Origin of the sequence: Halotia branconii CENA392 (assembly GCF_029953635.1) — a bacterium.
Lineage (GTDB): Bacteria > Cyanobacteriota > Cyanobacteriia > Cyanobacteriales > Nostocaceae > Halotia > Halotia branconii.
This window is the reverse complement of record NZ_CP124543.1, coordinates 3,551,833-3,575,297: the sequence shown is the minus strand read 5'-3', so window position 1 is coordinate 3,575,297 and position 23,465 is coordinate 3,551,833. Positions and strand designations below refer to the sequence as shown.

Here is a 23,465-nt window from a genome sequence, read left to right as displayed (position 1 = left end):
TTTAGAATTAGTTAGGACTTACGTACTGGTGACGAAAACTAAGCCTTTGCGATTACTACTCTTATCCTTACGAAGGCATTACACGTAGCTTGCTTCCCCCTAAGGGTACCTACGGTGTACACACAAGTCATCTAAAACTGCCCCATTGACTGACAATGCGATTGTATCGACTGACAATACCGATGTCTCGACTGACAATGCGATTGTATCGACTGACAATACTAATGTCTCAACTAACAATGGGATTGTATCGGCTGACAATACTAATGTCTCAACTAACAATGGGATTATATCGGCTGACAATACCAATGTCTCGACTAACAATGCGATTGTACTGACCTGCAAAAATTAACCTACCTGATGTTACACAGCAACTCTAAAAGACTTGTGTGTACACGGTAGCCTAAGGGTACGAGAAGCCCTCTGGGTGACGCTTGCAAGCTCGCTACCGCTACGCTAACAGCAGTCGCTCATGGGGGAAACCCCCAAGACTGCGCTGCTTCACTGCTAATGCGTCTACGCTTTGCACCCTGTGGGAACGCTAAGAGCGAACGTAATGACGTAAAATCGTAATCCTTGCGCGTAAGTTGTATTAATATTCGGGAACCGCAGGATCAATTTCTCGACTCCAAGCGGTAATTCCGCCTTTGACATTAGTCCCGACAATACCAGCTTCTTTGAGGATGCCGAGGGCTTTAGCAGAACGTCCGCCCATTTTACAATGAGCAATTAAACGATGACCATTTAAGATTTCCTTGACCTTGGCAACACCTTCGCCGTTTTCAATATCAGGTAAGGGGATTAAAACTGAACCAGGAATTTTAGCAATCTCATACTCATGAGGGTTGCGGACATCCAGCAGGACAAAATCTTTGGCATCGCTATCTAGCAATTGTTTCAATTCGGTGACAGTCATTTCTGCTATTTCCATTTGCTGTTTCGCCTCCTCTGCTTTAGCTTGGGGAATACCACAAAATTGTTCGTAGTCTATTAGTTTTTCAATGACTGGGCGGACAGGATTGGGACGCAGTTTCAACTCCCGGAATTTCATTGCTAGGGCATCATATAGCAGTAATCGTCCACTCAAGGTATTACCCTGTTTCATGACGATTTTAACTGTTTCTGTGGCTTGGATGAGTCCAATAATTCCCGGCAAAATTCCTAGTACACCACCTTCTGCACAAGATGGAACCATTCCCGGTGGTGGTGGTTCTGGGTACAAGTCACGATAGTTCGGACCACCTTCGTAGTTAAATACTGTAGCTTGCCCTTCAAAACGGAAAATCGAACCGTAGACGTTGGGCTTGTCTAGCAACACGCAAGCATCGTTAACTAAATATCGAGTGGGAAAATTATCAGTACCATCTACGACGACATCGTAGGGCTTGATTATATCTAAGGCGTTTTCAGAACTGAGACGAGTTTCGTACAAATCAACTTGACAATAGGGATTAATCTCGTGAATGCGGTGTTTTGCTGATTCAATTTTGGGTTTACCTACCCAGGATGTACCATGAATTACTTGGCGTTGCAGGTTGGAAGTATCGACTACATCAAAATCAACAATACCAATGCGTCCGATACCTGCGGCTGCAAGATATAACAGCAGTGGCGAACCTAATCCACCTGTACCAATACACAATACACTAGCAGCTTTGAGGCGTTTTTGTCCCTCTAGTCCCACTTCTGGCAAAATTAAGTGGCGGGAGTAGCGTTCGTAATCGTCTTTGGTTAACTGAATTTCATCCAGATTGGGGTTGAGCATAGCAGTTTCTATGGGTCGGCGCGGAGTATTAATACTATCGAAAAACGATAATTTTTTGGCAGTTTTTAAATAATATTTTTAATTAACTCTGGTTGAAACTGATGATGCTGATCAAGACTCCAGCTTTGAATATCATCAGCTTTGCTATTTTGAACGGAAACTATTATATATGAATATTCTGGCCAAGCATATATGCGATCGCATTCTGAGGGTATAGCGGCATAATCAGGATGAGAGTGATAAATGCCGATGATATTCAGTGAGTTGTCCCGTGCTGTTTTTTGTACTTGTAACATGACTTGGGGGGCGATCGCATATCGTCGTTCTTGACTTTGTACTTCGCCGGGAAAGTTAGCCGCCTCCTGAATCCAAGCATTTTCTGTGGGCATAACTTCTACTACTGTTTTGCTAGTACCCAAATAACCTAGGATTATGCCGCAGCACTCATCTGGGTACGTGCTTTCGGCATGGTTATAGATAGTTTGCAAATGTTCGCTTAAAAGTTGAATACTCATGGAGATTTTGTTTACGCTACGCGGGTCAGTTGTCAATAGTTAGTTGTCACTTGTTTTTAATTTGGTTTAATACCCCCAAAGCAATCCAATCATCCAGTCCGGCAGATACTGTATTTTCTTTTTCACTGTCTATGCTTCTAGCCAAAATCCAAGAGCGATCGCATCAAGCAAGGCTGCGAGTTAACATGGAACTGGGATGGGATGGCTGATTGATCCAGCTGAACAATCTGTGTTTGTTTATCTAGCAGATCAACCGACTACTGTTTATGACAAACCAGGGACACAGTTACCAGTACCGCAATTTGCTAAAGACTTTCAACTAACAGTAGATGATCTATTTAGCTGGTTAATAAAGTAAGTATATAGGACTCTTATTTGATTTTTGAACACGATTCAGTACATATCTATCCCTTCTTAACTGTTCCCTGTTTCCTGTTTCCTGTTCCCTACCTACACAAATAAATTCACCGAATCAAACCGGATTACTATAGAGTTACAACTGTTGCCCCTCCTCTAGCCTGATGTTGCTTCGCTTAATTATAAATTCCCGGCTAAATCCATCATTTGCTTTTGGGTTAAATACATGGCAACACCCTTTTCATAGTAAGCGGCTTCGTTGATAAAAATTGGATAGACAGTTGATTTTCCTTGATAGGCGATCGCCTGACCATCTAAGGTTAAAAACATGGGATCACCAGGATTAAGTGGTTGATAATCTCTAAACTGAAGTTGCGGGTGAATCATTGCCTGAATTTCTCCTTGTTCATCTCTGGGATAATCAATCGTCTCCAAATATTGATAAAGTGTTAGTGTACTATTGAAATCTAAAATTAAACCTTGGTTACTTCTTTCTAGAAATTCCAAAATGGCGTAAATTAGTTCTTCTGTTTTTTGAAACCATTCTGCATTTAAAACACCTTGCGCTACAGGCCCTACTTCAATCACAAAACCCAACTCACAAAGGGAACGCAGAAAATTACTGCCTTTTTCGGGTTGTGTCCAGCAAATTTTCACCCAAGGATTGATCGAACTTAGATAAGCTGCCAATTGCAACAGCAAAGGATGATGACTACCTAGCATGAGACTCAGCCCCATATTTGCAGTGGTACTGTGTAAATCAATAATTACATCAACCTGTGATTGACCTTTCTGCACCAGCATTTCGTATATAGCTTTTGCCTGGATATCTTCATAGCTGGAGAGTGTAATATCTTGTAAATTTGTATGCAAAAAACAGCGATTTAAGTCTTTGTCAATATAACGCCTACCTGCGGCAAAAGCTTGAGGATTGCCCAATAATGTCAAAGTTTCAAAGCTGGGTTGTTGAATGAGATTGGGAAGTTTTTCAAACTTTTTAATCAGGTATGCTCCAGTAAATTCATTCCCGTGAGTTCCGCCAACAATCGCAACTCGATTGATTTTTTTCATAACGGCGATTTTTTTCAGGTAACACTAATTCAGTGATTAGTGGGCAAGATACCCACATCACTAGAAATTTTCGGATATTTTTTGATTTGTTCAGTTCCTTAAACCTAAACGATCCAAAATAAAAGCATACTCAAAAGCTAGTTCTCGTAAACTTTCGTAACGTCCAGATGCACCGCTATGTCCAGCATCCATGTTGGTTTTCAGCAACAGAATATTATGATCTGTCTTGAGTTCTCGCAGTTTGGCTGTCCACTTAGCGGGTTCCCAATATTTGACGCGAGAATCATTTAATCCAGCAGTAATCAATAAATCTGGGTAATCTTTTGCTTCAACATTATCGTAGGGCGAATAAGATTTCATGTATTCGTAATAAACTTTGTCGTTAGGATTACCCCATTCTTCCCATTCTTGAGCTGAAAGTGGTAAAGAAGTATCGAGAATTGTAGTTACTACATCTACAAAAGGCACATGAGCCACTACGACTTTAAACAAGTCAGGACGCAGATTGATCACTGCTCCCATCAATAAACCACCTGCACTACCACCCATAATTGCTAGGCGATCGCTTGCTGTCCACTTTTCGGCAATTAAATATTCAGCACAAGCAATAAAATCTGTAAAGGTGTTCTTTTTCTGCAAAAATTTGCCTTGTTCATACCACTTGCGTCCCATTTCTTCACCGCCACGAATATGGGCAATGGCGAATATGACTCCCCTATCTAGCAGTGAAAGTTGAGTTGATGAAAACGATGCTGGATAAGAATAACCATAAGCACCATATCCTGTGAGCAACAAAGGATTTTTGCCATCTTTTTGCAGTTCCTGTTTGTACACAATTGATATGGGAATTTGTGTCCCATCTAAAGCAGTAGCCATCAACCACTGACTTTGATACTGGGTTTTGTCATAGCCACCAAGAACTTCTGTCTGTTTTTTCAACTCCATCTGACTTGTTTCCATGTTGTAATCGAAGACAGACTGGGGAGTAATTAAGGATGTGTAATGAAAACGAAGAATCTTAGTGTTAAATTCAGGATTATTACCTTCAAAAAATGAGTATGTTGGTTCAGGAAAAGTAATATTATGTTCTTCACCTGTCGGGAGATTTTGCACTTTGGCAGTTTGCAGTCCACCCTTTCTTTCATAAATGACTAAGTGATTAGCAAACAAACTCACCCCTGAGAGCATCACATCTTCTTGATGGGGAATCACAGTTTGCCAGTTCTCTTTTGCTGGCGAAGCTACAGGTGTTTTCACCAATTTAAAGTTGATAGCTTCATCGTTGGTGACGATATAAAAATAATCACTGTGATGGTTGACGTTATACTCTATTCCTGTCTTACGGGGATGAATTAACTGAAACTTGCTTTGGGGATCATTAGCATCTAAATAATGAACTTCTGTAGTAATGCTGCTTTGTAAAACCATCAATATATATGCTTGGCTGCGGGTTTTGCCAACATACAAATGATAAATATCATCCAATTCTTCATAAATTAGCACATCTTGAGTAGGTGGTGTTCCTAAAGTGTGCCTGAATAGTTGATAAGGACGGTTGGCAGCATCAATTTTGGTGTAAAATCCTGTTTTGTTATCATTTGCCCAAGCAAAAGAAAAATAAGTATCAAGAATAGTTTCTGGATATAACTGATGTGTAGTAAGATCCAGAAAACACAGTGTGTATTGCTCAGAACCACTCCTATCTATTGAATACGCTAAGATTTGGTGATTAGGACTGACTGCGAATACACCTAATTCAAAGAAATCATAACCTGCTGCTAATTCGTTTTCATCTAAAAGTATTTCTTCGGGAGCATCTAAACTGCCTTGTTTGCGACAGTAAATTTGATAAGCTTTTCCTGATTCAGTGCGTGAATAATAATAATATTCATCTTTACGGTATGGCACTGACAGATCTGTTTCTTTAATTCGAGACAACATTTCGTTGTAAAGCTGGAATTGTAGCGGTTCCGTATGCTCCATGATCGCCGCTGTGTGGGCGTTTTCTGCTTGCAGATGGGTAATCACTTTCGGGTTGCTGCTATCGCGCATCCAAAAGTAGTTGTCTACTCGGCGATCGCCATGCAATTCCAAAATTTGAGGCTGTTGTTCAGCAATAGGGGGCGCTACGATTTTCTGTAAAACATTGTCTTTATTCATAATTTCTAATCTATAACAAATACCTAACAACTAGCTACACAGAAATTTCAGTTTGCCGCTGAGAGTTTCTTTTCAAAGTACACAAGCCAATTGCTGGTATAACTCCGAGAATAACGGCCGTAAATCCTTGTTCGCTCCAATACAATATCGCAGTCCGATTCATTTCTGGAATCAAATTTTGCCCAAAAGACAGCAACCAAACAAACAGACTGATGCAGAAAAAGGAAATGGAGGGCAGAAAATTCCACCACCAAGCGCCTGCTGTGTAACGCCGCAATACTAACCATTGGAAAAGCCCTAACCAAATTCCAGAAATAATGTATGAAATTGTTGACAAAAATCCCAATATGACACTGACTTCAGGAGTTAACGCTTCACTTAATGACGCAGCAATAGATGCAATGTAGGTAATCCAGGCTGTGGCTACGCTGCTAGCAATCAGCCAGCCTGCACTGGTAGCAAGCATCCATCGCCAACCGGAAAGATAACGACGTACGATCATGGCTTGATCTGCACTGAAAACTATAGCAAACACCATAGTACTGAGCAATCTGATCACAATGCTCCACGCTTGCGGCTGACTAGCAACCACAGATGCCAAGCTGGCCAGGATAATTCTTTCTAAAGCGATGCTAGTAATGCCACCCACAACCCATCCGAGGACGGTCATGAAGGTAAACTGGAAAAAAAACCTTCGTCGCTGCGATCGCGGGATCAACAATCTAGAGTTGAGATTGCTGTTAGTAGATGCAACATGAGCAGGACTAGGACTATTAGAGTCAGATTGCATAAAAAGTTAAGTAGCGACTATTGGACTGGTATTTGATTTTGAAAAAATTCAGTACACCTCATATCCCTTTTTCCCTGCGATGCACTGAGTTTAGTCGAAGTAAGCCGAAGTGTTTCCTGTTCCCTCTTTAAATGCTTTTAATGTTAGCCTTCGCAAAAAGCGTAATCCCAGAATGATAAGCTAAACAATGGCATAAAAAAATGACTTAGGAAAAAGTATTAAATGGGTGTTTCGTTAACGGCTCCTCATCTCCTACGAGCTGCTCGTGGTGAAGTAGTAGATCGTCCTCCTGTATGGATGATGCGACAAGCAGGACGATATATGAAAGCCTATCGAGACTTAAGGGAGAAATACCCCTCATTCCGCGATCGCTCCGAAATTCCCGAAGTAGCGATCGAAGTCTCCCTGCAACCCTGGAGAGCATTCAGACCAGATGGAGTAATTTTATTTTCCGACATTGTCACCCCATTGCCTGGTTTAGGCATTGAGATGGATATTGCCGAAGGTAAAGGGCCAATTATTCACTCGCCCCTTCGCACTCAAGAACAAATTGATCGCCTGCGTCCCTTAGAACCAGAAGCAGATTTACCATTTATCAAGACAATTTTGCAGGCGTTGCGTCAAGAAGTCGGCAATCAATCAACAGTGTTAGGTTTCGTGGGTGCGCCGTGGACATTAGCTGCTTATGCGGTGGAAGGTAAAGGTTCTAAAACCTACTCCATCATTAAAAATATGGCATTTTCTGACCCCACAACATTGCATCAGCTATTAACTAAATTAGCAGATGCGATCGCAGTGTATACACGCTACCAAATTGATTGCGGCGCTCAAGTTGTGCAGATGTTCGATTCTTGGGCAGGGCAACTCAGTCCTCAAGATTATGATACTTTTGCTTTGCCTTATCAAAAGCGAGTTTTCCAGCAAGTCAAGCAAACCCACCCCGATACACCATTAATTCTGCTGGTTAGTGGCAGTGCAGGTGTATTAGAGAGAATGGCACAATCTGGTGCAGATATTGTCACCGTAGATTGGGCTGTAGATATGGCAGATGCACGGGCGAGATTAGGCAAACACGTGAAAGTGCAAGGTAATCTTGACCCAGGAGTGTTATTTGGTTCCAAGGAATTTATCCGCGATCGTATTCTTGATACCGTTCGCAAAGCTGGAAACTGGGGTCATATTCTCAATCTTGGTCACGGTGTCCTACCAGAAACACCAGAAGAAAATGTCGCATTTTTCTTTGAAACAGCCAAACAACTTGATGCAGCAGGAGTTGGAAGATAGCGAAGCGGTAGCGAGTCTGCGAGTGTCGGCAGGAGGCAAGAGGTAGTAGATAAGAGATAATAAATAGTATTTATTCGACTCTGCTCCCTTACTTACCTGCTTTTGTTAATAATTGATATTCAATTTTTTATGAGAACTTTTACCGCGATCATTGAACGCGACTCTGATACAAATTTATATGTCGGCTACGTTCCTGGTTTTCCTGGAGCGCATTCTCAAGGTGAAACCTGGGATGAGTTACATGAGAATTTACGTGAAGTTATTGAGATGTTGCTAGAAGATGAAAATCTAGCTTTTGAGACTGAATTTGTTGGTACACAGCAAATTGTAATTCGATAGAACATGAGCCAGATTCCTGTTCTCAAGCCTCAAGAAGTTGTTCGGATTCTTGAGAATATCGGATTTGTAGAGATACGTCACCAAGGTTCACACAAGCAATTCCGTCATGAAGATGGACGAGGTACAACAGTTCCATTTCATAAAGGTCGAGACGTATCATCAAGATTGCTACGACAAATCGCAAGTGATATTGATTTGACAATCGAAGAAATGTTAGATGCAAGATAAAGTTTAATAATGCAGTGGAGCAGATATGTAGAGTTTTGGCGCTTTACTGAGGTTTCATCTTTTGCAGTGATGGTTTGCACAGTACGAAAAATTTTTATTGCGGAACATTTAACTTAATTCTCAACTCCTAGCTTTTAAAACATTCATCATGAACCAGAAACGGATTTTAGTTACCGGTGCAAGTGGCTGTGTCGGTCATTACATTTCAGAAGTCTTAATTCAACAAACAAACCACGAACTATTTCTGTTGGTAAGAAACCCAAAGAAGTTACAAGTTGATACTCAAGCACGTCCAGGGATCACCGTTTTGCAAGGTGATATGCAAAAAATTCACCTTTTTGCGGACTTGCTGACCACAATTGATATTGCAGTTCTGACAGCAACAGCTTGGGGTGGTGAAGAAACATTTGATATTAATGTCAATAAAACTTTAGAATTACTCAATCTGTTAGATCCAGATCGTTGCGAACAGGTAATATATTTTTCTACTGCTAGTGTTTTGGGTTGTGACAATCAACCACTCAAAGAAGCAGGAGAAATAGGTACAGATTATATTCGTTCTAAATATGAATGCTTACAGCTAAAATCGAAACTAGCGATCGCACCTAAAATTACTACAGTTTTTCCGACTTTAGTTTTGGGCGGCGATGACAAAAAACCTTATTCTCATCTCACATCGGGTATTTCCGAAGTTACAAAATATGTTAACTTAATTCGCTTTTTACAGGTAGATGGTAGTTTCCACTTTATCCACGGGCGAGACATTGCTACCACAGTGCAATATTTGATTAATCATCCTCCCCATGACCACGAACCACGCCAGTTTGTTTTGGGTCAAGAACCTTTAACTGTCAACCAAGCAGTAAATCAACTTTGCTCTTATCTAGGCAAAAAAATTTACTTTCGCATTCCCTTATCTTTAGGATTAGCTAATTTAATCATCGCTGTGTTTCGCATTCAAATGGCAGACTGGGATAGATTTTGTATGAACTATCGTCATTTTACTTATAAAAGTTTCATCAATCCTGCTAGTTTTTGCTTACCAAATTACTGTGCAACCATGAGTGATGTGTTGAAAATCAATGGTGTTAAAGGCGCTGAAAATTAAACAAAGAATTTCAAATATTAGTTAAAGCAGCTTCCCACCAATTTCGTAGAGGATGAATTTTAGGCGGTGAATACCTTGCCTTGACCTGAATAGCAATAAGTAAATGAGGTATCTTTTTGAGTAAAAATGTAAATTAATGTGTTAATAGTTAGCGATCGCTACTAATTTTGATCCCTCATTTAATTGGAACACCAAGCTTAACTATCAAGTCAGTGTGGATAGTTTGCTGTACTGTAATTGCTAGGCAAAAATATTAACGGTAAACTATAACAACTTTAATAAAAAGTCAACTAGTACTTATTTTCGTTAGAGTGGGATCACAATCAGAGTGTGAGGATTGATACTATATGCGAGTTTTAATGATATATCCAATATTTCCTAAAACCTTTTGGTCTTATGAAAAAATTCTAGAGTTAGTTGACCGTAAGGTTTTGTTACCTCCTTTAGGTTTGGTAACAGTAGCGGCAATTTTGCCCCAAGAATGGGAATTTAAACTCGTTGATCGCAACATCCGTCCAGCAACAGAAGCAGAATGGGCATGGGCAGATATAGTCATGTTCTCCGCAATGATTGTCCAAAAACAAGATTTACTGGATCAAATTCAAGAAGCTAAGCAACGCGGTAAGTTAGTGGCAGTGGGTGGTCCTTACCCGACCTCTGTACCTCATGAAGTAGAAAATGTCGGTGCAGATTTCCTCATTCTCGATGAAGGGGAAATCACATTACCCATGTTTGTTGAGGCAATTCAACGGGGAGAAAAATCTGGCACTTTCCGTACCGCCGAAAAACCTGATGTCACTAGCACACCAGTACCCCGCTTTGATTTATTAGAATTGAATGCCTACGACATGATGTCGGTGCAATTTTCGCGCGGGTGTCCTTTTCAATGCGAATTTTGCGATATTATTGTTCTCTACGGTCGCAAACCCCGTACCAAAACCCCAGCACAGCTATTGGCAGAATTAGATTACCTTTATAAGTTAGGTTGGCGGCGCGGTGTATTCATGGTGGATGACAACTTTATTGGCAATAAACGCAATGTTAAATTGTTGCTGAAAGAGTTGAAAGTTTGGATGGCAGAACATCAATATCCCTTCCGCTTTGATACCGAAGCTTCGGTTGACTTGGCGCAAGATCCAGAAATGATGGAGTTGATGGTTGAATCTGGTTTTGCGGCGGTGTTTTTGGGAATTGAAACCCCAGATGAAGACAGTTTGCAAATGACCAAGAAGTTTCAAAATACCCGTAGTTCCCTATCTGATGCGGTGCAAACCATTATTAAAGCAGGGTTGCGCCCAATGGCAGGATTTATTATCGGGTTTGATGGCGAAAAAGCAGGTGCAGGCGATCGCATTGTGCGTTTTGCAGAACAAGCCGCAATTCCTTCTACTACTTTTGCCATGTTGCAAGCGCTACCAAACACAGCACTGTGGCATCGTTTGAAAAAAGAAGGAAGACTGCGAGAAAATCAAGATGGCAATATCAACCAAACAACTTTGATGAACTTCATCCCTACCCGTCCTTTGGAAGATATTGGCAAAGAATATATTGAGGCCTTTTGTACTCTGTATGATCCAGTCAAATATTTGGATCGCACCTATCGTTGTTTTTTGATGATGGGTGCGCCAAGTTGGAAAGCACCGTTCAAAATGCCAGAGTGGATAATTGTTAAAGCACTGCTAACTGTAATTTGGCGACAAGGAATCAAACGCGAAACCCGCTGGAAGTTTTGGCATCACTTGTTCAGCATCATTAAGCATAACCCAGGAGTTGCCGAACATTATCTTTCTTCTTGCGCTCACAATGAACATTTCTTAGAATATCGTCAAATTGTCCGCGATCAAATTGAAAGTCAGTTAGCTGAATATTTAGCACAAGGTGTAGAAAAACCTTATGTACCAGCGAAGACACCTACAGAGGAAAAACCAAAGGCAGTAGTTAGTTAAGTGTAAAAACTGGTAATTAATAATAGTTACAAAATTATCAATTACCAGTTAAAAAATTGAATTTTATAATTAGCGATCGCTCCTGATCAAGCAGCTAAACCAGTAAACTTGCAAGAGCGCAAATAAAAGTATGTCAAAATAAAAAAATTGCTGGGTTGAGAAAGATTTACCATGACAGTGACTACTGCTAAATGGAGTCTAGCAGACTATCACCTAATGATCGAAGTCGGTCTTTTAGTTGATCGTCATGTCGAACTGTTGAATGGAGAAGTTATCAACATGGCTCCAGAAAAGCCAGAACACGCCCAACTCAACACTGATACGGCTGATTACTTACGCGAACTACTAGGAAAGCAAGCACTAGTGCGAGATGCCAAGCCTATTACCTTACCTGAAAGCGGTTCTGAACCACAACCCGATTTAGCTATTGTTGAACCGCATCGAGCTATTTATCGCACCCATCACCCTTATCCGGAAAATATTTTTTGGCTCATCGAGTACGCTAATAGTAGCTTAAGCAAAGATTTGAATGCCAAGCGCAAAGCCTATGCTGCCGCAGCCATTAAAGAATATTGGATTGTAGATTTAAAACATCGACAAGTCAAAATCTTTCGAGAACCAGTAAATGGCGATTATTGCTCTGAAGTAACACTAAAAATAGGAGAAATCAGCCCTTTGGCATTTCCAGAAATTACAGTTTCCATACAGCGATTGTTAGAAGGATAAAACAAAAATCAATGACAATCCTCAACACCCGTAATTTATCTTTAGATGATGTTCACCGTCTTTTCGGCTTTCAAGAACATTACAGTGACTCATTTTCTCCTTTATTATCTTTAGCATCTCTCTCAGAAGAAGAACAGCAAGAACTTCTACAAATTAGAGATGATTTTCGGCGCTATCTCACAGCAGGTAAAGTTTCTGAAGGTCAAATAAAGTTTCTTGTGCTTGCTCCATTACTCAGGTTAGCTGGATTTTATCGCTATCCTCTATAAATTTGTTTAGAAGAAAACATAGCTGATATTGAAGTTGAAGATGAAGATTTAATAATTAAAGGTAGGATGGATATTTTAGCTATAATTAAAGCTAAACATACAACAGCTAATGCCTATTTTTGGATATTATTGATTGAATCTAAAAATAGTAGCATTGCCTTCTCAGAGGGTTTACCTCAATTACTGACATACATATATAAAAGCTTACAGCAACAAAATTCTGTTTGGGGATTAGTAACCAACGGACAATATTATCAATTTGTGTATATCCAACAAAAAGAGTTGCCAATCTATCAATTAATGCCATTATTGCATTTTATGGAATCTTCCCGTGCTACTGAATCGCTACAAGTTCTCAAAGCAATTTGTCAACTGTAAATATCCCTTTCACAGAAGGAAATACTTGTGTTAAATGAATATATCTCGCATTGATGCAACGCCAAATTTTCTTTGTTGACAAAGCTATAAAATAGAATTGCGTTCTCACAACTTAACAAGTTGTAAAAAAATTATGTCTCAAGATAGATAATAACGGTATTTTTCGAGTATTATATGTTGTGCGTCATCTTTCCCAGCTTTTAAAGCAACGCCTCACTTCTACCGTTATCAGGGTCTGTGCTGTTGTAGCAGGATATAAATAGGGAAACCTCCTGCGGTTTAGCATTTGCTAACGCCACTCCCAACAGTTCAGGATATTCTGCTCGATTCTGTGCTGTTAATATCTGTGCTTTACACGATATGCTTAATACTTTTTAACCAACGCCGATTGTTTTGGTGCGGTTGAGTATGTAAGAGCAGCAAAAGTCTGTTTTATGCAGTCATTTAGTTAATGAATCTGCATCATCTTTCTGCTTGCATAATTTACGTAAAATCCCGTAAAAAATAGGTACATAGATGAACAGTTATACTGAATTTTTGTAAAAATCTACAAACTTCAATAAATAATCCCATTAAATATTTGAGTTTGTTGTTATACCTGTAATTATCACCTCCCTTTTGTTGCATAGTCATTGCTCCTCATACAGCAGCCACCCCTCTAGAGAGTCCACACATGCTTAAACCCCTCTTGCTGTCAGGATGGTTCCGCGTTCAACCATTTCTCAATTATTTTGTCGTTGTGATGCTGATTGCTCCTTTAATTGCAGCATCGGGTCACTCTACCTCAGCGAAACAATCAAAATCGGTAGCAAAAGTTACTTCTGAAGCTGGAGACTCTGACTCCATACCGCAGGAAATGGCTACCGTCAGTCAGCCTGATTTAACTGAAATATTAAAACCATCTGAAGTTGACTCTAGAACTGAAGAATCTAATTCTGCACGGTTGGCAATAGATGGTGTTGAGGAAGTACCAGTATTACAAGAGAACAAAATAGAGTCTTTGGTAGTAGAAGATTATTCTGTATCAAGTAGCAATTTAACTGCTGCTGATACATTAGCAGCAGTGGAACTTGCGCCAATTCCAGAGATTCCTGTTAATAAATTAAATTTAGTACAAAAATTAAAAGCTGCAAAAATTCAATCTTTGGCAAAAGAAAATAATTCTCTGTCAAAAAAAGTTCCTGTTACAAAATCATTAGCAGCAGTTCACGTTACGCCAGTAGCACCAATTCTGACAGAATCACAACCAAACTCTACAACGGAAGCACCTGTCACAGAACAACCTGATGAAGAACAATCAGTACAAGCAGATCCCATAGGAAGTCCTCATCCGATTCCTTGGAAATGGATTGTAGCAACTCAGGAAACTATTGGTACTAAAGGTAATTCTGGAGTGCGCTATTACCGTAGTGTGCCTGTGATTTCTCCTGATGGAAGGTATGCGGTTTATAGCAGGGTACAAATGGAAGTAAAACCCGAAATGTATAACAGTAGAGTTACTAGTGTTTTATTTGTAGAAGATCAGCAAACCAAGAAGTTGCGGGTGATGGCTTCTACTGCTTCTGTAAATGATCCCTTATTAACCACAAATGTTTCCTTGTCAGAACAAGACGATAAAAATGGTAAAATAGGGGTATTAGTTCCTGTGAGCTGGTCAGAAAAAAGCGATCGCTTTTTAGCACGTAAATTTGAAGGGGTATTCAACACAGGTGATGCTACAGATCAAGCAGTAATTTGGGATCGTCACAAAGATCATGCAAATACTGTTGCCCCATCTCAAGAAAAAGATGGACATGAAAAGATTGCGGTGTTGTTAGGTTGGAGTAAAAATCAACCAGATCGTGTTTTGTTTCGTGCAGGTGAAATAGGTGAAGAGAATTGGCCTTTAGTACAAGTTGGTACTGACGGTAAGACAGTAAATACCACAGATACAGATCAACCAATTACCTTTGGTCAAAAAGTTACAGAAGTTTGGGCAGGGCCACAAGTCGCCTCTAGATAATTTACAGAAAATTGTATTATTTCCCGTTGTTAGTACACTAACAACGGGAAATTCATTTTATGGGACGGTAAAGTTTGCTGAAACAAGGAATTAAACCTACTGGTCTGTCAACCCAAAAATGACAGGTGGAGGCAGGCAGGGGAAGCAGGGGAAGCAGGGAAAGCAGGGGGAGAAAAGAACTGGACTTTTTCACATTAACCCAGCAAAATTATCTTGACAAAGTACTACATTCCGCAGGTGTAATTGCAAAATGTTGTATTTTTGAAAAATGAGTGTTTCAGCATCACAAATCAAAGTACAAGATATCGATCACTTGGGCATAGTGGCAGGGATTATTGATGAAATGGGTTTGGTTGAGCAAATTGACCAACTACTTGGAACTCATCCTCAAGAAATCATCAGTGCAGGTCAGGTGATCAAAGCAATGATTATCAACGGTTTAGGCTTTGTCAGTGCGCCACTATATCTATTTGAGAAATTTTTTGAAGGGATTGCGACCGAACATTTATTGGGAGAGGGGATACAACCAGAACATTTAAACGATGACCGCTTAGGAAGAGTTTTAGACAAACTGTATGATGCAGGATTAACGGAAATTTTCATCCGAGTTGCACTATCAGCAGCAGGTAAATTTGGAGTGAAAATGGACAGCTTCCACCTGGATTCTAGTTCATTTGCTGTACATGTAAATTATCAAACTGATACTGATGATGAAGCCGAAGCCGAATCAGGATTAATTACAATTACATATGGTTATTCTAGAGATCATCGACCAGATTTGAAACAATTTATCCTTTACCTGATGTGTAGTGGAGATGGAGATATACCCTTATATTTAAGAGTTGCAGATGGGAATGAAGTAGATTCAGCCATGTTTGGAAAACTCATTACTGACTTCCACAAACAATGGCAAATAGACGGTTTATTTGTTGCCGATGCAGCCCTTTACACTGAAGATAATTTGCAGATGATGATCTCATTAAAATGGGTATCTCGAGTTTCTGCAACCCTAACTGCTGCCAAAGAACTGTTAGGAAATATCAGTATTGATGCATTTATACCAACTAAAATCCCAGGATATCGTATTGCCCCATAAGGATTCTCAACCTACCCTAATTTACCAAATTCAAGCTGAAATTATACCCAAAGAAACTGTAATTACCATTGCCAGAGAACAGGCTGGTAGGTTTATTCTTGCCACCAATGTTCTTGATGCCAACGAACTTAGCGACGAAGATGTTTTGCGTGAATATAAGGCACAACACTAATTCTCTTGCTTCTTGTAATATTGTTTTTATAAAAAAATTGCCCCAATATTTACAAGTATTCAAAAAACACTTCCGGCACTAATCTAAACTTCCCAGATTTGAAACGAGCAATGTCTATCCAAAGTGCTTTGTGTTTATGAGTTTCTGACTCAGAAAATATTAAGCTTTCTAATTGGTAAAACTTGGGGTCAGCAAAATCACATTGATACAGCTGAATAATTTCATGCCCTTGTCTACCATTAAATGTAAACAAGTTTTCGATACAACCTAAATAGCGAATATTTGTTAAATCTGCTTGAATTTCTTCTTGAAATTCTCGTTCTAAAGCTGCACGACTGGTTTCGCCGAAGTCAACCCCACCACCCAAAGCGCGATAAAATGTTTCTTGTTTTACGGGGTCGTAGCCTTCAGAAACAAAGATGCGATCGCCATCTCGAATCAACCCCAAGGCTAACAGCCGAATTTCACCTGGTTTGTTCATTTTTGTAATTAATTAATTGTCATAAATAGAGTAAGAACGGCTATCGCTATCTTCGATAGGCCAGTCTTCATTTTCGCCGCCCAGGTACAATTCTTCAATAGCTACATATTCCTCACTTAGCTGTGTTAGGGCATTAATGAGAATATCCAAAGCGATCGCATCACTAGTTCCCAAGTCAAACCAGCAACGCGCCCATTGTCCTTCATATTCAAGCTCACCCATGTTGTGCATTAGCGCTAGCAAGCTTTTGTCATACCCTTGCGGATCATAAGGCGTGTAGCTCAGATCAACTCCTGTTTCTTGTACCTGGAGATTTTCGGCATTAAAAGCACCCAATTTACCTAGATAAAACCAGGAATTGAAAACCTCTTCCACATATTGCTTTTCCTGCCCCGAAGGTATGGTGCTAAATTTCAGCCAAATCCATACATCAAATGGATTAAATTCGCGGAACTGAATTTGCATTTCGGTCAAATATCTCAACTACTCTCACTGAAAACCAGCATATCAAAGTCAGGATATTTATTAAACCAAACTGAGTGATTGAAAATAATTAGCAGCTTGATCGTTTGTCGATAAAGGTATTTCAATACAAAACTCTGTACCCTTACCGAGTTGTGATACACACTTTAATTTTCCCTTATGCTTTTCCACTACAATCTGATAGCTGATTGATAAACCCAAGCCTGTACCCTTACCTACAGGTTTAGTTGTAAAAAATGGATCAAACAGTCGTTTTTTAACTGCTTCTGTCATACCTAAACCATTATCAGCAATTCGGACAGCAATACAATTTGTTTTTAAAACTTCTGTAGTAATTGTAATTTTATTAGGATTATCTCGAATTTCTGTAATAGAACATTCACTGTTACGGCTATCTAATGCATCAATTGCATTACTAAGAATATTCATGAATACTTGATTTAGTTGACCAGGATAACAATCGACTAAAGGTAAATTTCCATAATTATTGACAACTTCAATTTTACAATGTTCAGCTTTTTCTTTAAGCCGACTCTGTAGAATTAGTAATGTACTATCAATACCTTGATGAATATCAACCCTTTTCATATCTGCCTCATCAAGACGAGAAAAGTTACGCAGAGATAAAACAATTTCTGTGATACGTTCGGTTCCTACTTGCATAGAATTTATAATTTTAGGCAAGTCGTCAAGTACAAAATCTAAATCAATGACTTTGATAAAACTTTGAATTTCTGGTTCAGGATTTTTATAAAATTTTTGATAAAGAAGCACGAGCTTTAGTAAGTCTTTAGTATAATCATTAATGTATTTTAAATTGCCATAAATGAAGTTAACTGGATTGTTAATCTCGTGAGCTATTCCTGCAACTAATTGTCCTAAACTGGACATTTTTTCAGCCTGAATCAATTGGGCTTGGGTTTTCTGGAGTTCTTCAAGAGATTGTTCCAGTTTTTGAGCCTGCATTTGGGCAATTTTAGTTAGATGCTCCTTAATTTTTAGCGTACTCTGCAATTCTGTACGTTGATGGGTGAGTTCTGTAGTTAATTTTTCAGTATCAGCTAGAGCAGCATTTTTAGCTTGTAATAGAAAGAGAAAATCAGTAATTGGGTCATGAATTGCAAAATCTTTCAGTTTAATGCCAAGAGGAGCTAGGCTGGCTGTATCAGTTACCCAAGGAGAGCCTAGAAAAAAGATAACTTCCTGGTCTTGCTGATATATCATTTGACCCTTGAGATGCATTCCATTATGGATAAATTCCAAAAGAAAAAGAGAGCGTGATTTTTTATTAATGGTGTCAAAATCAACTGCAATATTTGGACGATTAATATTAAAATGCTGTTCAATTTGACTGCCAACTAATGAGCTAGAACTGACACGCTCTAAAACATCTCCAGCCTGCAAAATTTCTCGCTTACGATTAAATGCAAAATGGAATGGAAAAGCCCTGGCAAATAATTCTGGCGAAAGAGTGAGGTGAGGAGGAACCATTTTTGTAGCCCTCAGTGTGGTTTATATTTCACTAAAAACTCATCGTGTTCAGCACCATCATCTCGACTCTGAGTTTGGGTGATATCAACTTCTGTTTCAAACCTTGTTCCCAAACCCTTGACCAAGCCAACAATCATTGGAGTTAGCCCCTCTCTGCTAGAGCGATAGTGTAAACTTAGAGAATCTTCCTCCATATCGCTACACTCAAACGATGGAGGTTGAAGCTTAGGAAAGCTAACTCCCACACGAGCATGAAGATTGTCTAGATTTTCTAAAAACTCAGGTAGTGTCTCCCCACTCATATCCATCATCTCGCCATAGCCTTCTTCGGATGTATATTGCACCCAAAATTCTCCGAAGGCTTGCATAATCTCTGAAGCAGATAAACCTAAAACAATACTAGCTGCTTTCACTAACCTATGAGTCACATCATCAGGATAGCCTTCCATACTAATGAAAACTTCTACATTTACCTCGGATTTCTGCTTAATTTCTTGCCAAACTTCTTCACCAAAGCGATTACATACCATATCATGAATCGCCTTATTTACCAATCCATACATAGAAGCCTCCTCCAACTTATACCCAACTTATTTGTCAATTTAATTACTACAGCAGTTGTTTAAATGACAAAATTTTCAACGGTTAATATTTATAGCTTTAAATCCGAGAAAACTAACACTCATTTTTTGAATTTTAATGCTATAATTAGGTATATATGCATCAGTATTTACACCCTTTTCCTTTATCTAAAGTTATGTATTCAAAAGAAGTGAAGGAGGAGGACAGAAATTATAGTTAGAAATTTGACGTTCAATTCCATTAAAAAATTGAACGCGGGCATCCATTGCTTCTACAATAGCTAGCTTGACCTTAATATTGATATCCTCATTACTCATAGTGATATGAGGTTCAATTACTGCTGCTAATTTTGCAGCATGACTATCATCCACATCAATATGAACTTCAAAAAAAATCAGGGATTCTTTGGGTAAGGGGGCAGTTCCGACAATTCCCTTATATAGTTGCGTGTATAAAGAGCTAACAATTCCTTCGGAAGCATAACAGACTGCACCTAAGGCGGCTAAGTAGCCATATTGATATGGAATCCTTAAGTAAGTTTCAATTAAAGCACGAGTTTCTGGTGTAGTTGGTAGTGCTGCTAAAGTGCTGTCATCAATACCAAGTGCGCGGGTAAATCGACGAAACAATTCTGGATGAGATTGACTTATATCTCCTTGTCCCATTTCATCAAATAGATTCTCTAAGATGACTAACTGAGCAGCGTCATCTGGGCAACAAGACAAGATACTGGCTAAAATACGATTAAATTCCTTAGAAAATTTGTACATCTGCACAGCTAGTATCTGTACATCTGTAAGGGATAAATTTCCAGTACTACAACGAGTCAGGAACTGATGATTCCATAGAGGATGATTAAGCGTGATTTCACCAAAAGAATGTTTTATTAAGGATGACATAATATTTATTTCGATACTTGTATTGCTAAATGGAGAGGTATATCAAGCAAAGGACTAAAGAATGCTTCATCTAATGCAACGTGTTCTGGAGTCACACGTAATTCTTTTAGAATTGGCATCGTATTGAAAGTGGCAAACTTCAGAGCATTAAAGTAATCTTCCAGAGTTTTGTGAATCAATTGCACATTTAGCCAAGAATTATCCCGTTTCCAAATACGACCGGGGAATTGTTGATCTCGTTTGCTAAAGTAGCCTTTATTTTCAACTTGAAAATAGAATGGATATGCTGGCTCTCGCATAAAGGGAAAAGATGGATGAGGAACACTGAATACAAATCGACCACCAGGACGAAGTACTCGTGCAATTTCTGTCATACATTCTTGGGTCTGAGCAGTTGTCAAATAATTAAACAAAAAAACTGCAACAACCAAGTCTATTTCGCCATTACCAAACTGTTGGAGATTAGTAGCACATCCTATTTCATATTTAATACCTAGAGCATCTTTTGATTCTTGCAAGCGTGCTGCTTCAATCATGCTTTGAGAAAGGTCTATTCCATATACTTGTGCAGCCCCACGTCGGCATAATTCTCGACTGCAATACCCTTCACCACAGCCTAAATCGAGGACTTGCATTTGATTAATAGGCTCACACATTTCTAGTACAAAAGGACGTGCTGTAAAATCTGAGAGAGAAATAGCTTGTTCTCTAACCCAATCTGATGCTGTGTGATTATATAGGTTTTTAGTTAAGTTTTTATTATTGAACATTGACATTTTTACTTGGTTATTTTTATTTTGGAAATATATATTTTAATCATCCTAAATATATCTGCTGAATGAGTTTAGTTTTAACATTTACTAGTTTTGTGTGTGAATGTTATTTTTACTTAATTTTTTACTAAGTTTATTTTTGACTAGAAAATATAGTAGACATCAGACATCAACAACTTAACTACGCTCAACTTTTTTATTCCTTAAACAAAATTGGCAAAATTAAAGCTTTACTTTATATTTTTTCAATATATTTTCTATGTTGGTAATTTAAGCTTTATAGAGATTTCACTAAAAGCACCAATATTTAATGTTCTGCTGAAGCTAAACATCAAAAGTAAACAGTAATTTTTACGAAGATAAAGCAAATAAAAATAGTTAGTTTTTAATAAAGCATTCGTTTGTAACAACGAACTAACTTTGAACAGATAAGTTATTTGGAAAAGATGATGACAGAAGGACTTTTAACAGAAGCATTAGTACATGATCAATTACAAGATGATCGGGCGATCGCATTTTCTTGGCTTGGTGATCAGCTATTTGATGAACTTGCAGATAGAATTGCTACAAGGCGCGATTATAGACTGCTATTTGAACACACATTAAAGCCTGAGTTATTCCAACAAATCCGAGTTGCAGCCGCAGGTTATATCTCAGCATGTCTCAATAGTCCTATTATTCTTTCGGAAGCTGAAATGCTTGAGCGATTGTTAGAAGCAAGAAATAATTTGCCTAACTATACTGGGACTGGTTTATTAATGCCCAAACGAGAGCATACTCTGGCATTTAACCTTTTTCAAAAAAGTGTTGCTGAAGCTTTCTGTCAACTGGGAGCAAATGACTTGATTGATGCCGTAGATTTACCAGTAAATTTACGTATGGTTTATGGTCAGACTGATGCAGAAAAGCTGCGCTTACCTTTTACTAGTTCAAAATGTCATAGCGACGTGTGGGCAGGTGTTCCTGCTGATGCAACTGTGGTAGTTTTGCCATTATTTGGTGACATTAATAATATAACTATTGAAGCCGGTGAAATGCCCCGCCAAATGGAACTAGAGGCGATGCGAGTAATGTCAGATTTCAACGAAGGTCAAGATATTCCAATGGTTGTTTCTTACACAGAGGCACAACTGCAACAGGGTACTATGTATTTTAATGATGCCCGTGGATTACACCAAACAGTCAGAAGAAAAGCTGAAGGACTGAGAATTTCTTTAGATTTCCGGTTCCGTAGAAAATTCAATGAAGCCTATCGGGCAATGGTAGCGCCTAGTGTAGATGGTATTGAAGCAGATATGAGTGTGCCTTATGAAGAGTGGCTAAAGGTTGGTAAAGAAACGCTAATTGTATTTGATGAAAGTATTAAACAATCTAAAGGCAAGCAGAATCCTAATGCTCCAGTTCCTTTGTATACAAGAGGATATCGCCTCGTAAATATGTTTGAATCAATTTAATTTTTAATACTTTACAGATAATTCTATCTAAAAATGAGGAACAGGGTATAGGAAACAATAAATCGCCTATGCCCCATGCCCCATACTTCGGCTACGCTCAGTACAAGTGCCCTATATTCAATTAGCCACCTAAATTTTTGAGACCATTAACAGCACCATTACGTTCACTTTCAATTTGTTTGACTAAATTGGCTGGAAGTTGGGATTTTTTAGTGAGGGCTTTGTCAAAATTAGCGATCGCTTCTTGCATCATTTGCTGGCTTTTTTCTTTTTTACCCTTTTCCTTGAGGATTTGGGCTTTGAGATAATAAATTTCTGGATTGTCTGATGTTGATTTTAAAGCCCGGTTAGCATAATCCAATGCCTGAGAGTACTGTTTTGAATCCCGATAAGCAAGGGCAATACCGCGATTAGCTAAATACTCAGGAGCCGCATTTGTCTCTAGTCGTTGAATTGCTTCATCCGGATTGGCAAAAGGTAGACTCACGGCTAACATTACATCCATATAGCCTTTAACCAAATTCAATTCTGGATCTTTAGGAGCGATCGCTTCTGCTTTGTCTAAATATTGATAGACTTGCCGTAGCCTACTTAAAGCTTTTGGCGCTCCTTTAACTGTACCTTCACGATTTAGAACTGCTGCCCCTTCAAAAAAATGACCAACAGCAGTGTATAAATTGCCTCTTAATGGATCAGCCTCAATTAGCTTTTCTCCAGTTTCTAGGGTTTTGCGACTGTAATCATCTAATGCAGCAAAATCGTTATTAGTGTACGCTAAAGATGCTCTCATAGCATAAGCTAGAGGCTCATTTGATTCACTAGATAGTGCTTCTTTTAAGTAACGCTGTGCCGCTGGATAGTCGCCCTGTTGGAAAATAGCTTTAAAAGCTGCTTCTGTTTTGTCGCCAATTTTATGAGGTTCTCTAGTCCGAAATGGATCGCCAGCAAGAGATGGATTTGCCCATAGATTAAGTGCAAAAGCAGCGCTCAAAGTTATCTGAGTCAGTCTGGTGAGTCTAGAAAACACCCTTGGTTGGGAAATAGAAAACCGTTCAATCATTACAGTCCTCAGGGAAATTGCGGTTGAAAGAGTTGT

The 23,465-nt window shown here is 39.0% G+C and carries 22 protein-coding genes and 2 pseudogenes; 11 read left to right on the top strand and 13 right to left on the bottom strand.

Annotation, left to right across the window (positions count from 1 at the left end; genetic code table 11):
• Window positions 1–99 precede the first annotated feature (99 nt).
• The 3 genes from QI031_RS15675 to QI031_RS15665 all read right to left on the bottom strand — a co-directional run bounded on the left by QI031_RS15675 (window position 100) and on the right by QI031_RS15665 (window position 2,280).
• Window positions 100–345: a hypothetical protein gene (locus QI031_RS15675; RefSeq protein WP_281480591.1), complete on the bottom strand. Its 246-nt coding sequence runs from the start codon at window positions 343–345 to the stop codon at window positions 100–102.
• 247 nt (window positions 346–592) lie between these two features.
• A complete protein-coding gene (moeB, locus tag QI031_RS15670) occupies window positions 593–1,765 on the bottom strand; it encodes a molybdopterin-synthase adenylyltransferase MoeB (protein WP_281480590.1) in 1,173 nt (390 codons plus the stop codon).
• 65 nt (window positions 1,766–1,830) lie between these two features.
• On the bottom strand, window positions 1,831–2,280 hold the full coding sequence (locus QI031_RS15665; RefSeq protein WP_281480589.1) for a M67 family metallopeptidase: 450 nt from the start codon (window positions 2,278–2,280) through the stop codon (window positions 1,831–1,833).
• Between the two features lie 196 nt (window positions 2,281–2,476).
• Between QI031_RS15665 and QI031_RS15660 the strand changes: the two genes are divergently transcribed.
• Window positions 2,477–2,638 (top strand): Uma2 family endonuclease, encoded by a 162-nt coding sequence (locus QI031_RS15660; RefSeq protein WP_281480588.1) that lies wholly within the window; start codon window positions 2,477–2,479, stop codon window positions 2,636–2,638.
• Window positions 2,639–2,817: 179 nt separating this feature from the next.
• Here the strand turns inward: QI031_RS15660 and QI031_RS15655 are convergent, their stop codons facing one another.
• The 3 genes from QI031_RS15655 to QI031_RS15645 all read right to left on the bottom strand — a co-directional run bounded on the left by QI031_RS15655 (window position 2,818) and on the right by QI031_RS15645 (window position 6,658).
• A complete protein-coding gene (locus tag QI031_RS15655) occupies window positions 2,818–3,708 on the bottom strand; it encodes an aspartoacylase (RefSeq protein ID WP_281480587.1) in 891 nt (296 codons plus the stop codon).
• Between the two features lie 90 nt (window positions 3,709–3,798).
• Entirely contained in the window at window positions 3,799–5,868 is a 2,070-nt protein-coding gene (locus QI031_RS15650; protein ID WP_281480586.1) for a S9 family peptidase, read from the bottom strand.
• 34 nt (window positions 5,869–5,902) lie between these two features.
• Window positions 5,903–6,658, bottom strand: a complete 756-nt coding sequence (locus QI031_RS15645) for a hypothetical protein (RefSeq protein ID WP_281480585.1) — start codon at window positions 6,656–6,658, stop codon at window positions 5,903–5,905.
• Between the two features lie 222 nt (window positions 6,659–6,880).
• Between QI031_RS15645 and hemE the strand changes: the two genes are divergently transcribed.
• The 9 genes and pseudogenes from hemE to QI031_RS15600 all read left to right on the top strand — a co-directional run.
• Window positions 6,881–7,942 carry a uroporphyrinogen decarboxylase gene (gene hemE, locus QI031_RS15640; RefSeq protein ID WP_281480584.1) on the top strand — a complete coding sequence of 354 codons (1,062 nt, stop codon included), beginning with the start codon at window positions 6,881–6,883 and terminating at the stop codon, window positions 7,940–7,942.
• Window positions 7,943–8,071: 129 nt separating this feature from the next.
• A complete protein-coding gene (locus QI031_RS15635; RefSeq protein ID WP_281480583.1) occupies window positions 8,072–8,281 on the top strand; it encodes a type II toxin-antitoxin system HicB family antitoxin in 210 nt (69 codons plus the stop codon).
• A 3-nt stretch (window positions 8,282–8,284) separates the two neighbouring features.
• Window positions 8,285–8,509 (top strand): type II toxin-antitoxin system HicA family toxin, encoded by a 225-nt coding sequence (locus QI031_RS15630; RefSeq protein ID WP_281480582.1) that lies wholly within the window; start codon window positions 8,285–8,287, stop codon window positions 8,507–8,509.
• A 148-nt stretch (window positions 8,510–8,657) separates the two neighbouring features.
• Window positions 8,658–9,617 (top strand): NAD-dependent epimerase/dehydratase family protein, encoded by a 960-nt coding sequence (locus tag QI031_RS15625; RefSeq protein ID WP_281480581.1) that lies wholly within the window; start codon window positions 8,658–8,660, stop codon window positions 9,615–9,617.
• A 347-nt stretch (window positions 9,618–9,964) separates the two neighbouring features.
• Window positions 9,965–11,563 (top strand): B12-binding domain-containing radical SAM protein, encoded by a 1,599-nt coding sequence (locus QI031_RS15620; protein WP_281480580.1) that lies wholly within the window; start codon window positions 9,965–9,967, stop codon window positions 11,561–11,563.
• 171 nt (window positions 11,564–11,734) lie between these two features.
• On the top strand, window positions 11,735–12,289 hold the full coding sequence (locus QI031_RS15615; RefSeq protein ID WP_281480579.1) for a Uma2 family endonuclease: 555 nt from the start codon (window positions 11,735–11,737) through the stop codon (window positions 12,287–12,289).
• 11 nt (window positions 12,290–12,300) lie between these two features.
• A pseudogene (locus tag QI031_RS15610) lies at window positions 12,301–12,936 on the top strand (restriction endonuclease subunit R).
• 673 nt (window positions 12,937–13,609) lie between these two features.
• Window positions 13,610–14,938, top strand: a complete 1,329-nt coding sequence (locus QI031_RS15605) for a hypothetical protein (RefSeq protein ID WP_281480578.1) — start codon at window positions 13,610–13,612, stop codon at window positions 14,936–14,938.
• Between the two features lie 268 nt (window positions 14,939–15,206).
• A pseudogene (locus tag QI031_RS15600) lies at window positions 15,207–16,200 on the top strand (IS1634 family transposase); the annotation flags it as partial.
• Window positions 16,201–16,255: 55 nt separating this feature from the next.
• Here the strand turns inward: QI031_RS15600 and QI031_RS15595 are convergent.
• From QI031_RS15595 to QI031_RS15570, 6 genes are all read right to left on the bottom strand, one after another.
• Window positions 16,256–16,687 carry an NUDIX hydrolase gene (locus tag QI031_RS15595; protein ID WP_281480577.1) on the bottom strand — a complete coding sequence of 144 codons (432 nt, stop codon included), beginning with the start codon at window positions 16,685–16,687 and terminating at the stop codon, window positions 16,256–16,258.
• A 12-nt stretch (window positions 16,688–16,699) separates the two neighbouring features.
• Entirely contained in the window at window positions 16,700–17,152 is a 453-nt protein-coding gene (locus tag QI031_RS15590) for a DUF3531 family protein (protein ID WP_281480576.1), read from the bottom strand.
• A gap of 60 nt (window positions 17,153–17,212) precedes the next feature.
• Window positions 17,213–18,661, bottom strand: coding sequence for an ATP-binding protein (locus QI031_RS15585; RefSeq protein WP_281480575.1), 1,449 nt, complete (start codon window positions 18,659–18,661; stop codon window positions 17,213–17,215).
• Window positions 18,662–18,672: 11 nt separating this feature from the next.
• The gene (locus QI031_RS15580) at window positions 18,673–19,224 is read right to left on the bottom strand and encodes a heme NO-binding domain-containing protein (protein ID WP_281480574.1); all 552 of its coding nucleotides are present in this window, start codon (window positions 19,222–19,224) and stop codon (window positions 18,673–18,675) included.
• 192 nt (window positions 19,225–19,416) lie between these two features.
• Complete coding sequence (locus QI031_RS15575; protein ID WP_281480573.1) at window positions 19,417–20,142, bottom strand: iron-containing redox enzyme family protein; 726 nt, start codon at window positions 20,140–20,142, stop codon at window positions 19,417–19,419.
• Between the two features lie 5 nt (window positions 20,143–20,147).
• Entirely contained in the window at window positions 20,148–20,912 is a 765-nt protein-coding gene (locus tag QI031_RS15570; protein WP_281480572.1) for a class I SAM-dependent methyltransferase, read from the bottom strand.
• A 449-nt stretch (window positions 20,913–21,361) separates the two neighbouring features.
• On the opposite strand from QI031_RS15570, the gene QI031_RS15565 reads away from it, so the two are divergent.
• Window positions 21,362–22,369 (top strand): hypothetical protein, encoded by a 1,008-nt coding sequence (locus QI031_RS15565; protein WP_281480571.1) that lies wholly within the window; start codon window positions 21,362–21,364, stop codon window positions 22,367–22,369.
• A gap of 121 nt (window positions 22,370–22,490) precedes the next feature.
• Here the strand turns inward: QI031_RS15565 and QI031_RS15560 are convergent, their stop codons facing one another.
• Entirely contained in the window at window positions 22,491–23,429 is a 939-nt protein-coding gene (locus QI031_RS15560; protein WP_281480570.1) for a Sll0314/Alr1548 family TPR repeat-containing protein, read from the bottom strand.
• Window positions 23,430–23,465: the final 36 nt, after the last annotated feature.

Bases quoted from the DNA above. Each gene is read 5' to 3' on its own strand.
- moeB (WP_281480590.1), bottom strand. From the start codon at position 1,765: ATGCTCAACCCCAATCTGGATGAAATTCAGTTAACCAAAGACGATTAC.
- QI031_RS15665 (WP_281480589.1), bottom strand. From the start codon at position 2,280: ATGAGTATTCAACTTTTAAGCGAACATTTGCAAACTATCTATAACCAT.
- QI031_RS15660 (WP_281480588.1), top strand. From the start codon at position 2,477: ATGGGATGGCTGATTGATCCAGCTGAACAATCTGTGTTTGTTTATCTA.
- QI031_RS15655 (WP_281480587.1), bottom strand. From the start codon at position 3,708: ATGAAAAAAATCAATCGAGTTGCGATTGTTGGCGGAACTCACGGGAAT.
- QI031_RS15650 (WP_281480586.1), bottom strand. From the start codon at position 5,868: ATGAATAAAGACAATGTTTTACAGAAAATCGTAGCGCCCCCTATTGCT.
- QI031_RS15645 (WP_281480585.1), bottom strand. From the start codon at position 6,658: ATGCAATCTGACTCTAATAGTCCTAGTCCTGCTCATGTTGCATCTACT.
- hemE (WP_281480584.1), top strand. From the start codon at position 6,881: ATGGGTGTTTCGTTAACGGCTCCTCATCTCCTACGAGCTGCTCGTGGT.
- QI031_RS15635 (WP_281480583.1), top strand. From the start codon at position 8,072: ATGAGAACTTTTACCGCGATCATTGAACGCGACTCTGATACAAATTTA.
- QI031_RS15630 (WP_281480582.1), top strand. From the start codon at position 8,285: ATGAGCCAGATTCCTGTTCTCAAGCCTCAAGAAGTTGTTCGGATTCTT.
- QI031_RS15625 (WP_281480581.1), top strand. From the start codon at position 8,658: ATGAACCAGAAACGGATTTTAGTTACCGGTGCAAGTGGCTGTGTCGGT.
- QI031_RS15620 (WP_281480580.1), top strand. From the start codon at position 9,965: ATGCGAGTTTTAATGATATATCCAATATTTCCTAAAACCTTTTGGTCT.
- QI031_RS15615 (WP_281480579.1), top strand. From the start codon at position 11,735: ATGACAGTGACTACTGCTAAATGGAGTCTAGCAGACTATCACCTAATG.
- QI031_RS15605 (WP_281480578.1), top strand. From the start codon at position 13,610: ATGCTTAAACCCCTCTTGCTGTCAGGATGGTTCCGCGTTCAACCATTT.
- QI031_RS15595 (WP_281480577.1), bottom strand. From the start codon at position 16,687: ATGAACAAACCAGGTGAAATTCGGCTGTTAGCCTTGGGGTTGATTCGA.
- QI031_RS15590 (WP_281480576.1), bottom strand. From the start codon at position 17,152: ATGCAAATTCAGTTCCGCGAATTTAATCCATTTGATGTATGGATTTGG.
- QI031_RS15585 (WP_281480575.1), bottom strand. From the start codon at position 18,661: ATGGTTCCTCCTCACCTCACTCTTTCGCCAGAATTATTTGCCAGGGCT.
- QI031_RS15580 (WP_281480574.1), bottom strand. From the start codon at position 19,224: ATGTATGGATTGGTAAATAAGGCGATTCATGATATGGTATGTAATCGC.
- QI031_RS15575 (WP_281480573.1), bottom strand. From the start codon at position 20,142: ATGTCATCCTTAATAAAACATTCTTTTGGTGAAATCACGCTTAATCAT.
- QI031_RS15570 (WP_281480572.1), bottom strand. From the start codon at position 20,912: ATGTTCAATAATAAAAACTTAACTAAAAACCTATATAATCACACAGCA.
- QI031_RS15565 (WP_281480571.1), top strand. From the start codon at position 21,362: ATGATGACAGAAGGACTTTTAACAGAAGCATTAGTACATGATCAATTA.
- QI031_RS15560 (WP_281480570.1), bottom strand. From the start codon at position 23,429: ATGATTGAACGGTTTTCTATTTCCCAACCAAGGGTGTTTTCTAGACTC.